General features: G+C 36.9%; 10 protein-coding genes and 1 pseudogene. 1 reads left to right on the forward strand and 10 read right to left on the reverse strand.

All coding sequences use genetic code 11. The features are described from left to right. Positions 1–47: 47 nt before the first annotated feature. From NKR20_RS15625 to rlmD, 4 genes and pseudogenes are all read right to left on the reverse strand, one after another. On the reverse strand, positions 48–224 hold the full coding sequence (locus NKR20_RS15625) for a peptidoglycan recognition protein family protein (RefSeq protein WP_253427436.1): 177 nt from the start codon (positions 222–224) through the stop codon (positions 48–50). Between the two features lie 195 nt (positions 225–419). Continuing rightward, positions 420–533, reverse strand: a pseudogene (locus NKR20_RS19610) (phage holin family protein); the annotation flags it as partial. Positions 534–582: 49 nt separating this feature from the next. Next, positions 583–660, reverse strand: coding sequence for a hypothetical protein (locus NKR20_RS19615; protein WP_472926697.1), 78 nt, complete (start codon positions 658–660; stop codon positions 583–585). A 431-nt stretch (positions 661–1,091) separates the two neighbouring features. Then, a complete protein-coding gene (gene rlmD / locus NKR20_RS15635; RefSeq protein ID WP_253427438.1) occupies positions 1,092–2,459 on the reverse strand; it encodes a 23S rRNA (uracil(1939)-C(5))-methyltransferase RlmD in 1,368 nt (455 codons plus the stop codon). Positions 2,460–2,892: 433 nt separating this feature from the next. Between rlmD and NKR20_RS15640 the strand changes: the two genes are divergently transcribed. Beyond that, positions 2,893–4,256 (forward strand): IS3 family transposase gene (locus NKR20_RS15640; protein WP_253427441.1). Its coding sequence is split into 2 segments (ribosomal slippage): positions 2,893–3,361 and positions 3,361–4,256, totalling 1,365 coding nucleotides; the frame shifts between segments, so codons are not numbered across the junction. 289 nt (positions 4,257–4,545) lie between these two features. Here the strand turns inward: NKR20_RS15640 and NKR20_RS15645 are convergent. The 6 genes from NKR20_RS15645 to gatC form a co-directional block, all read right to left on the reverse strand. After that, entirely contained in the window at positions 4,546–6,522 is a 1,977-nt protein-coding gene (locus tag NKR20_RS15645; protein WP_253427443.1) for an acyltransferase family protein, read from the reverse strand. Positions 6,523–6,718: 196 nt separating this feature from the next. After that, entirely contained in the window at positions 6,719–7,642 is a 924-nt protein-coding gene (locus tag NKR20_RS15650; RefSeq protein ID WP_121214623.1) for a diacylglycerol kinase, read from the reverse strand. 112 nt (positions 7,643–7,754) lie between these two features. Next, positions 7,755–8,318, reverse strand: a complete 564-nt coding sequence (locus NKR20_RS15655; RefSeq protein ID WP_253427445.1) for a thioredoxin family protein — start codon at positions 8,316–8,318, stop codon at positions 7,755–7,757. Between the two features lie 379 nt (positions 8,319–8,697). Then, the gene (gatB, locus tag NKR20_RS15660; protein ID WP_253427447.1) at positions 8,698–10,143 is read right to left on the reverse strand and encodes an Asp-tRNA(Asn)/Glu-tRNA(Gln) amidotransferase subunit GatB; all 1,446 of its coding nucleotides are present in this window, start codon (positions 10,141–10,143) and stop codon (positions 8,698–8,700) included. Positions 10,144–10,145: 2 nt separating this feature from the next. Next, entirely contained in the window at positions 10,146–11,609 is a 1,464-nt protein-coding gene (gene gatA / locus NKR20_RS15665; RefSeq protein ID WP_253427456.1) for an Asp-tRNA(Asn)/Glu-tRNA(Gln) amidotransferase subunit GatA, read from the reverse strand. 23 nt (positions 11,610–11,632) lie between these two features. Further along, positions 11,633–11,926: an Asp-tRNA(Asn)/Glu-tRNA(Gln) amidotransferase subunit GatC gene (gene gatC / locus NKR20_RS15670; RefSeq protein ID WP_121214627.1), complete on the reverse strand. Its 294-nt coding sequence runs from the start codon at positions 11,924–11,926 to the stop codon at positions 11,633–11,635. Positions 11,927–12,136 lie beyond the last annotated feature (210 nt).

Genomic DNA, 12,136 nt, shown 5'->3' on the forward strand with positions numbered 1-12,136 from the left:
GTTTATTTGTATTGTTTACAAAGATACGCGCACAATTCAACCGCTTTTTAAAAAACTTTATTAAAGTAAGTTTTATCCGTTAAATTATCTTCACAAATTTCAAAGCCAATATGTGTATTATTCGCACCTCCACCCGCATGCCATCCGCGATGATTCCAAGGTAATGTTTGGTATGTTGCAATCGATCCATCTTTTAACTTTCCGATAAAAGTATGAACACACACCTGCCTATCATCCTGGTCTTGGCTAATTCCAGTGATTGTTGTATTGCTTTTTCCCTAGTAAACCATCATCCGGACCAACATAGCGTTTTTAGTTTGAATTGTTTGCTCCTGAGCTGTGAACCATAATTCCTATTGGTGTAATCTTTTTTCCCGCTTTGTAGCACTCATTCTTTGTTAAATATAACTTCTTTAATTTCATGATTCATTTCCCCCTTTATTGTGAAACTGAGCAAGTACTTTTTTTAACTTCTCTGGTATTGGTAAACCTAATCGTGAAAAGTTTTCTAGCATAGAAATACTTTCATTTGAACAATAAAAATAATGATGACCGCTGTTCTAAGAAAGCTGCCATCTCCTATCAAATGAGTGTCAATCTATGCCCGACACCAACCAATATAAAAATTAACACTTTTTTAAATATTCCTCGGTAACCAATTTCACTAGATAGTTCTTAATCGACAATTACAAACATAATTCCTGTGATATAATCAGCAACAACTAATATAATCAATGCATACAAAAAGCATCTAACCCTCCTAAAAACCAACCCATGAAACCACCTAGTGCTGTAACAATAATTTGTATCCAATTCCATATATCCTTCATAGTAAGTTTCCTCCTTTAGTTTTTAAAATAATCTATATAAAAAGAGTGCCTACATTTTGTAGACACCCTTGAATTATTTATATTTGTTTAGGCAATGCTTCCCACACCCGCATATCTTCCTGCCCTAATGACCAAATGGAAAACCTTCTACCAAGTAACTATTGGACAACCTTAAGTGGAGAATGGGATGTTTGGAAAAAAGATCCTGGACACTTTCCAAAATGACTGAAAAACCTTATTTTATCAATACTTCAACCCTTCTTATTTATCCACCCTAGACATCAAGGCAACACACTCCACGTGTGTCGTTTGAGGAAACATGTCCACTGGTTGAACTTCCATTGTCTTGTATCCACCATCTTCTAGAATGCGTAAGTCCCGTGCTAAGGTTGCAGGATTACAGGATACATATACTACGCGCTTAGGTTTTTGTTCAATAATAGTATTCAATAATGCCTCGTCACAGCCTTTACGGGGAGGGTCAACTACTAATACATCTGCCATTTTCCCGTCAGCGTACCATCGTGGAATAACCTCTTCTGCTGGGCCAGCTTCAAAATACGTATTGGTAAGCCCATTGATTTCTGCATTTCGTTTGGCATCTTCAATGGCTTGTTCCACAATTTCAACACCCATCACTTGTTTCGCTTTTTGTGCGAGGAATAAAGAGATTGTTCCAATGCCGCAATAAGCATCAATGACTGTCTCATCACCTGTTAATTGCGCATAATCTAACGCTTGTTTATATAGTACTTCCGTTTGAACTGGGTTTACTTGATAGAAAGAACGTGCGGAAATTTCAAATCTCACATCACCAATCGTATCTTCAATAAAATCTTTCCCCCACAACGTAACCGTTTCATTACCCAAAATTACATTTGTTTTTTCAATGTTAATATTTTGAACAATTGATGTAACGTTTGGAACTAGTTTTCGAATTAGTTCTACGGCTGCATCCTTTTGAGGAAACTTATGTTTATTCGTAACCAGTACAATCATTACTTCTCCAGTAGCACGCCCTTTTCGAACGACTACATGGCGCAGCATTCCTTGATGGGATTCTTCATTATAAGGAACAATACCAATTTCCATTAGTTCCTTTTTCAAATTCGCCATCATTTCATCTGCTTCTCCAACTTGGATTAAGCAACGTTCCATATCTACAATTTCATGGGATTTTAATTTATAAAAACCTGCTATCGGTCCTGTATCCGTCATGGAAAATGGAATTTGGGATTTATTACGATAATTCCAAGGGTCCTTCATTCCTTTAACAGGATGTACCGGCGCATCAATTTTTCCGATGCGTTTCATCACATTGCGAATCATGTTTTCTTTCCATTTTAATTGTCCTTCATAGGATAAATGCTGAAGCTGGCATCCCCCACATTTTCCAAAATAAATACATGGTGCTTTTACTCGATCTGGTGATGGTTTTATAATGTCAACAATCTTGGCAAATCCATAATTTTTAAGGGTTTTTAAGACGTGAATTTCTGCTGTTTCTTCAGGCAGTCCTCCTTGGATAAATAACGGATAGCCATCTACCTTTGCCACGCCATTCCCATCATGAGTTAAATCTTCTATATATACAACTTTGCGATCATTTTTCTTTACTGGTGCTGCCATGTTCCGTCCTCCATTTCAGTTCTTCTATTGTAGCATGGTCAAAGAAAATTTTGCTATAATGATGTGCGTTTGTTCTCGTCTAAAAGAAGAATTATAAAATTACCAGAACCCATCCTATGAAGAAAGCACTTTTAACTGTCCTTTAGTTGTTTAGGGATTTTTTATTTTTCTTATGATTTGCCTTTTCTTCCGGGGTATGAAGGTCACTAAACTACTGGTTCTGCTTGGATTTGTCCTTCATCTCGCGTATGAACGTCACTGGACTCCAGTTTCTCCTTCGATTTGTCCTTCATCAAGCCTATGAAGGTCACTAAACTCCAGTTTCTCCTTCGATTTGTCCTTCATCAAGCCCATGACGGTCACTGGACTCCAGTTTCTCCTGTACTGCACCCAATTTGTTAGACACGCAAACTAACAATTGAGGTGTCTTTTTATGGCTAAATCCAAATTTACTGATGAACAAAAATTACAAGCTGTTATGATGTATTTAAATAGTACTAAGAGTTATAGGGAAGTTGCTAAAGAGCTGGGGATGGATTACAGAAAAATCAATCAGTGGGTGAAACGTTATGAATACAATGGGGTTGAGGCATTTGTTAGGCAATGTACAAGTTATACACAACAGTTTAAACTGGATGTATTAAACTTTATGATTGAAAACGGCACATCCCTATTGGAAACTGCAGCGATTTTTAATATCGCTTCTCCTACCAGTATTTTTAATTGGAGAAATCAACTCGAAGAACAAGGATTGGTGGCCTTTCAGTTAGAGACTAAGGAGCGGTCATCCATGAACAAAAAAATAAACGAGAAAAATAAAGATTCAGTTACAGAAGTTTCAGTGGAAGAGTTACAAGCAGAGTTACAACAACTACGTATGGAAGTTAAGTATTTAAAAAAGCTGAATGCCTTAGTTCAACACAAAACATCATCACCAATCAAGACAAAGCACAAATAGTCTATGAATTAAGGCATGAATTTCCGGTGAAAGAATTGTTAAAGCGTGCCGATCTCCCACGAAGCACCTACTATTATCACGTAAAACAAATGGGAAAACCAGATCTAGACGCAGACTTAAAAAGAGAAATTAAAGCAATTTTTGACGAACATGAAGGGCGATATGGATACCGTCGCATTCGGGATGAATTAAGAAATCGTGGGCAAAAGGTCAACCATAAAAAAGTGCAACGAATCATGAAAGAGTTAGGATTGAAGTGTCTGGTACGAATGAAAAAATATCGTTCGTATAAAGGAACTGTTGGTAAGATTGCGCCTAATCATTTAAATCGCGAATTTACAGCGGAACAACCAAATGAGAAATGGGTAACTGATATTACGGAGTTTAAGCTTTTCGGAGAAAAACTTTATTTCTCACCTGTTCTAGATTTATTTAACGGAGAAATTATTACATATACAATCGGCCCAAGACCGACGTATTCCCTTGTCTCGGATATGTTGGATCAAGCTCTAGAACGGCTACCTGAAGACCACCAACTTCTAATGCATTCTGATCAAGGATGGCATTATCAAATGAAACAATACCGTGAGACGTTACAAGAGAAAGGGATTACTCAAAGTATGTCTCGTAAAGGGAACTGTTACGATAATTCTGTAATGGAGAATTTCTTTGGAATAATGAAATCAGAATTTTTATATCTTAAAGAGTTTGAGAGTATCGAGCATTTTAAATTAGAACTAGAAAAGTATATCGAGTACTATAATAACAAACGAATTAAGGCGAAATTAAAAGGTATGAGTCCAGTCCAATATCGAACTCATACCCAATACGCTGCTTAATCGTTAGAGCGCGAAGCGAGCCGCGACCTGCCAAGCCATTTCTTCCTCGCTACGCTTCGGAAAAAATGGCTTGGCAGGAAGTGGTCTAACTTATACAATTGATCGAACCTAATTAAATATTCGTGTCTAACTTTTTGGGGTCACATCACCTTCAATTTGTCCTTCATCAAGCCCATGAAGGTCACTAAATTCATGCTCCTCCTGCGATTTGTCTTTTATCAGACGCTTATACGCCATCTTAAAAGAAAAAGCCATCCATTTAGAATGGACAGCTCATACCGCGTCTTAACTAATCCGCTAGTGCTTCGACAATATGTTCTTTTAAAAATGGAGATAGAGTTCTTGCATATTCAGCCGTAATATGATGTGCATCGCGATACACAATGATGTTCCCAATAACCGAATAGCAAGTTTCATCATCACAGAAATAATCGGACATATCTGCAAAAAACACATTGCGAGGGATGCCCTCAGTATTTTCCCATGGTAGAACAGAAGAAAGTGCTTCTTCACGCGGAACGGAACAATCGATATAATCCTTTTCCCGTTCTAAACATAATGGCACGTTTTCTTTCATTCTTGGATTATCACGTACGGCAAAAACTTTCGTCACTCCCTCGAGTTTTTCCCATTGTTCAATATATCCGACTGGAACGATATCATTTTTATTTAAATTTGCAGTGGTAAATACTAAATCCGGTTTGTCTTTAATCAATTCTTGAATGACAAGATCGTTCCACTTCATACAAGCTTCTGTTAAAGTACCATTAAAATCATCATTTGAGAACCTACAACCATCATGATTATACACGTCGATTTGTAATTTTAATTCCTCAGCAAATCCCATTAATGCAGGAAACCAATGTCCGGAATGCGAACCACCAACAAGCGCAATTATGTGTTCTGGATTTTTAGTTACTCCAAAGGAACATTTGGTTACTCTTTCCCCCGATCTAGTAACGCAATCTTCTTCAGAATAAAATTCCGGAAGATTTTCCTTTATTTCTAACATTGAAGGAATGGGCTCAATATCTGGCTTGACCGTCATTTGAACAGCTAACGCATTTGCTCCGGGATAGTCTTCTAAATTATAAACGGTTTTTTCCTCTGTTAATTGCGTACCCCATAAAGCAATAATTGCCGTAACAGGTATTGCAAAAGATGTCGCAATGGATACTAATTTTATCTTTGAGTATTTTACATTTAATTTTCGTACAGGTGCTTCTAAAACTTTGGTTGAACTGTATGCAAGAATGAAGGTTAATAGTAAGATTACTAACCCTGCTCCGAATGACACGGTTTCTTTTTTGAAATAGGCTAAATAGAAAATAAGTAACGGCCAATGCCATAGATAAAAACCGTAAGAAATACTCCCCATAAATACGAGTGGTTTCGATCCTAATAGTTTCACAACACCAAAGCGGTGACCACTTTCTGCTGCAATAATGATTAAAATAACACCCATCGTTGGTAACAGTGCTGCATAGCCAGGAAATACGGTAGAAACAGGTAGCAAGACTCCCGTTAAACAAATAATTGCTAATCCACACCAACCGATTACTACACTATACACACTCTTTAAATGAATGATAGAAATAAGGATTGCAACGATCCCACCTAAGCTAAATTCCCAAACCCTTGCAAACGTATCGAAATAAGCCCATGGTTGATTAACTGCTGTTTTATAAATCGAATAACTAATCGATAATGTAAACAAAATGCCAAGAACAGTTAATAACGTTTTTCTTTCTGGTAATTTAAAAAGCTTTCGTGCAATAAAAAAAGACACGATAATAAGAAATGGCCATGTTATATAAAACTGTCCTTGTAAAGAAAGCGCCCAAAAATGTTGAACAGGACTTGCTTCATTGTTTTGTTCTAAATAATCGACCGAGTTAAAAGCTAACTGCCAATTTTCAAAATAAAAAGCTGAGGCAGTGATTTCAGATATAATTTGCTCCCACTGTACTTTCGGCATGATGAGAATCGATAACAATGATGTTACGATAAGTACTGTGAAAGCTAATGGGATTAACCGCTTTACTAACCCAAGTACATATTCAATTAAATGGATGCGCCCTTCCCTTTCAATTGTTGCAAGTAACGAGGTTGTAATAAGAAATCCCGATACAATGAAAAATACATCAACGCCGCCAGAAACTTTTCCTAGCCAAATATGATAAACTGCTACAAGCATAGCTGCAATTGCACGAATTCCTTCAATTTCAGGTCGGAACTTTTTTGATGGTGCAATTAAATCTCGCATAGTATCCCTCTTTTCAATTTCTGATACATGCTAATAGCTTTTCCATTTATTTCGAAAAATAGTAATTAGGTAATAAAAAAGTGGACGTCTGAATTTCATTTGAGACGTCCACTTTGTGACTGACGCTTACGCTTTCGTCACAGATATAAATTGCAAAGAGGTGTACAAAAAGTATAGACTTTTTGTACACCCCCTCTTATACTCGATCCTGTTCACGAATATCATCAATTGGAACAAAGACCTCAATATGTCGTTTTAAGTTGGTGAATTTCACCGGAGCATCGCCACCATATTCACCATCTAAATTAATATGGATTGTCGCATCATCCTCTACCGGCGATACTTTCACTACACTTGCTTTTTTATAGATTAAGTTCGGGTCATTTAAATGTTCTCCGCGCAATGCAAGGGAAGCAATTCTAATAAAGTCTGCGATGTTACATTTTTTTAGTATCATCATTGTAAACAAACCATCATTAATACTTGCATCAGGAGCTATTTTTTCAAAGCCACCAACGGAATTTGTAAGTCCACATAAGAACATCATTGCTTCGCCTTCAAATACTTCATCATCGTATTCAATACGCATATTTGTTGCTTTAATCGATGGGATCATTTCAATCCCTTTTAAATAATAAGCGAGTTGCCCAAGTACAGTTTTCATTTTACTTGGCACTTCATATGTTAATTCAGTTATGCGTCCTCCTGCTGCAATATTAATAAAATAGCGATCGTCATTTATTAATCCGACATCGACTGGGATTGTATCTCCTTTAATAATAATATCAATTGCTTCGTCAATTTTTCTTGGAATGTGTACTGCACGGGCAAAGTCATTTGTCGTTCCCATAGGCACTAAGCCAAGTTTTGGGCGATTCTCATAAGGACTCATCCCTGCTACGACTTCATTTAACGTACCATCTCCACCAGCAGCAATGATAATATCAAAACCACGTTCTACTGCTTTGGCAGCTGCTTGTTTTGCATCACCTTCACATGTAGTTGCATGGCAAGATGTTTCATATCCAGCAACTTCAAGCTTTTCTAACACCTCTGGTAAATGTCTTTTAAATGCCTCTCTACCTGACGTTGGATTATAAATGATTCTTGCTCTTTTCATAGTTTCGTCCATCCTATTTTTTCTAATTATGTATAAAAGAACGCTTTCAATATTGGAAAGTTCCCTTACAAAGAAGAGAACTTTCTAATCCTATTTTATGATAATTTTTTCATTATGATAACATATTTGTAATAACTGACTTCATATCTTCATAAACCCATTTAGCACATTGTGGATCTTTAACATATTTCTCCTGCAAAGAAGTATACATTTGTTTTTGTTTTTCATCAAATGATGGGTCATCTTTTTCAGGTAATTCTGCACGCATTTCTGTGACAAGTTGTTGAAGTTCAGGAGCACGTGGACCCCATTTTCCAATCACTTCACCTTGATCATTTAGGAATAAATAAATAGGGATAGCTCTTCCCCCATTTGTTAAATGACGGTCAATTAAATCCGTATCTGCATCACGGAAAGCACAACGAATATCAAGTCCTGCTTCTTCCGCAATTTTACGCATGATAGGATTATTGAGCATTGCATCGCCACACCAATCCTCCGTAATTGTTAGGATATGTGGTTTTTGCTCTTTTAAGAGTTGGAATACTTCATCTTCTGGGTTCACATTAAAGTTTTCATACACTTTAAAACTCGGCTCTTTTAAATGTGTTGTCATTTGATCCATGTATTGTGCCATAGTCATTGACTCTTCAAAATATTGTTGTTCTGATTTCATTATTATGACCTCCCTTTCTAAATTCTATTTTGCCTTGAGGAAGGTTTAAAAACAATTTTTATGATTCGCTGGATGGAAAAATATAGATTGTGAGTATTTGAAAGTGTATCTTGTACACATGCTAAGAGTTTTGTGCGTTTGAGAAATCCACTTGTGCACTTAAAAGTCAGCTTGTGCACTTAGCTTAAGAACTTGTGCGTTTAAGCCCCATCTTGTGCACATAGTCAAAAACTTGTGTGTTTACGCATCATCTCGTGCGCATAGCTCAATCTAATGTGCACTTAAGCGCTGACCTATGCACTTTAAACGTTTTCCCAATATAAAAAACCACCCTATTAGCTGAAATCATCCAACTATAGGGTGGCCAATATTGAAAAAATTATCGTTTATTAATTTCTTCAAGTAAGATTTTATTTAACATTGGTGGGTTTGCTTGTCCTTTAGTAGCTTTCATAATTTGACCTACTAAGAAACCAATTGCACGGTCTTTACCGTTTTTAAAGTCTTCAATTGATTGTGGGTTCGCATCTAACGCTTCTGTTACAAATCCTAATAATACAGCTGGATCAGAGATTTGAACTAAGCCTTTTTCTTTAACGATTTTCGCTGCGTCTCCACCGTTTTTCACAAGCTCAGTGAATACTTTCTTCGCGATTTTAGAAGAAATTGTACCATCTGCAATTAATTTCACCATACCAGCAAGGTTTTCTGGTGTTAATGCAGTTTCGCTAATTTCCTTTTGCTCTGCGTTTAAGTATGCTGAAACATCACCCATTAACCAGTTCGCAGAAAGTTTTGCATCTGCTCCTGAAGCAACCATTTCATCAAAGAAATCAGAAATCTCTTTGTTTACTACTAGTACACTTGCATCATAATTGTTTAAGCCAAGTTCTTCAACATAGCGTTTTTTACGAGCATCTGGAAGTTCAGGAATTGACTCACGAACGCGTTCTAACCAAGCATCGTCAATTTGTAAATCAACTAAGTCTGGCTCTGGGAAGTAACGGTAATCATCTGTTCCTTCTTTAACACGCATTAGAATTGTTTTACCTGTTTTCTCATCGAAACGACGAGTTTCTTGCTCAATCACTCCACCAGCCATTAATACTTCAGCTTGGCGTTTTTCTTCGTACTCAAGACCTTTACGTACAAAGTTGAATGAGTTTAAGTTTTTCAGCTCAGTTTTTGTACCGAACTCTTCTTGACCATATGGACGGATAGAAATGTTCGCATCACAACGAAGTGAACCTTCTTCCATACGTACATCAGATACACCAGTGTATTGAATGATTGCTTTTAATTTTTCTAAGTAAGCATAAGCTTCAGCTGGTGTGCGGATATCTGGCTCAGAAACGATCTCTACAAGAGGTGTTCCTTGGCGGTTAAAGTCAACTAAAGAATAGCCGTCACCATGCGTTAATTTACCAGCATCTTCTTCCATATGAAGACGTGTGATACCGATACGTTTTGTATAACCTGGTTGGCCGTCTGTTCCTTCAATTTCAATTTCAATCCAACCATTTTCACCGATTGGTTTATCAAATTGAGAGATTTGATATGCTTTTGGATTATCTGGATAGAAATAGTTTTTACGGTCAAATTTTGTATGTTGATTAATTTTCATGTTAAGAGCTAGTGCTGCTTTCATCGCATAATCAACAACATTTTTATTTAATACTGGTAATACCCCAGGATAACCAAGGTCGATTACTGTTGTATTTGTATTTGGCTCTGCACCGAAATGGTTTGGCGCTGGAGAGAAAATTTTTGATTCTGTTTTTAATTCTACGTGTACTTCTAAACCGATAACTGTTTCAAAGTTCATAATTATTTAACCTCCCAAATTTGAGGAGTTTGTTTTGTGAAATCTGTAGCTTGTTCGTAAGCATAAGCTGTGCGGTAAATAGTTTCTTCATCGAAGTGTTTACCGATAATTTGTAAACCTAGTGGTAGACCATTTTCAAAACCACATGGAATTGAGATTGCTGGAACACCTGCTAAGTTAATTGGAATTGTTAAGATGTCATTTGCATACATCGTTAATGGATCATCGATGTTTTCGCCAACTTTAAATGCTGGTGTTGGTGCAGTTGGTCCAATGATTACATCATAGTTTTCGAATACTTTGTCGTAATCTTCTTTAATTAATGTACGAACTTGTTGCGCTTTTTTGTAGTAAGCATCGTATGTACCAGCACTTAAAGAATAAGTTCCAAGCATGATACGACGTTTTACTTCATCACCAAAACCTTGCGCACGAGTTTCTTTATATAGTTCCATTAAGTTTTTCACGCCTTCAGCACGGAAACCATAACGGATACCATCGAAACGAGAAAGATTTGACGAAGCTTCTGAAGATGAAAGGATATAGTAAGCAGCAAGTGCATATTTAGAGTGAGGAAGAGAAACTTCTTCTACAGTTGCGCCTAAACCTTTTAGTACTTCAAGTGCTTCTAATACTGATTTACGTGCAGCTTCCCCAACGCCTTCTCCAAGGAATTCTTTTGGTACTGCGATACGTAAACCTTTAATGTCACCGTTTAATGCAGCAACATAGTTTGGCACTGGCACATCAGCTGAAGTTGAATCGTTTGCATCTACGCCTGCGATAGCTTCAAGTAATAGTGCGTTGTCATATACATTACGAGTAATAGGTCCGATTTGGTCTAATGAAGACGCGAACGCAACTAAACCAAAACGAGATACACGGCCATAAGTTGGTTTCATCCCTACAACACCGCAGTATGCTGCTGGTTGACGGATTGAACCACCTGTATCTGAACCTAATGAGAATGGAACTTCACCAGCTGCAACACTTGCTGCAGATGCACCTGAAGATCCTCCTGGTACATGATCAAGATTCCATGGGTTTTTAGTTGTTTTGAATGCAGAGTTTTCGTTAGAAGAACCCATTGCAAATTCATCCATGTTTAATTTACCCACAGTGATCATGCCAGCATCGCGAAGTTTTTTCACAACTGTTGCATCATAAATTGGCATAAAACCTTCCAAAATTTTAGATGCACATGTTGTTTCAAGACCTTCAGTTACGATGTTGTCTTTTACTCCGATCGGTAAACCAAATAATGGGCCGCGTTGTTCAAATGGAACTTTATCCATTTCTTCAGCCTGTTCTAAAGCTTTTTCTTTATTTAATGCTAAAAATGCTTGTACATCGCCATCAAGTTTTTCAATGCGTGCAAAAGCTTCATTTGTTAAATCAGCAATTTTAAAATCGCCGCTATGTAAGCCTTCTTGTAATTCCTTTGAAGAACGTTCAAATAACGTCATGAGTTACCCTCCTGCTTAGGTGATTAGTCTTCTAAAATTGGTGGAACTTTAACTTGACCAGCCTCTTGTTCTTTTACGTTTAGCATCATTACTTCACGATCTAAACCTTTTTGTGCAACGTCTTCACGCATAACATTTACGATAGGTAATACGTGAGAAGTCGGTTTTACGTTTGTTGTATCTAATTCATTCAGTTGCTCTGCAAAATCCGTAATTTTCCCAAGTTGCTCTGCAAATTTTTCTGCTTCTTCATCTGTAATTGCAAGACGAGCTAAATGTGCAACGTGTTTTACTTCTTCTTTAGTTAATTTCGCCATTAATTTACACCTCCGAATATGAACGTGGCAATAATCAATAATAATAACATTTTTCTTCTAAAAAATCTCAAGATTGGACTAAAAACTTGGTATCTCGTCATACTTTTACCTATTTGTCTTTATTCCGCTAAAGTTTTCTCAAACAATTTCTATTATCGCCAAATTTTCAATAAATTCAAACCTATTCATAGAAATGTCATATAGTTCTTA

It is taken from the genome of Ureibacillus endophyticus (genome assembly GCF_024159215.1).
Classification (GTDB): domain Bacteria; phylum Bacillota; class Bacilli; order Bacillales_A; family Planococcaceae; genus Ureibacillus; species Ureibacillus endophyticus.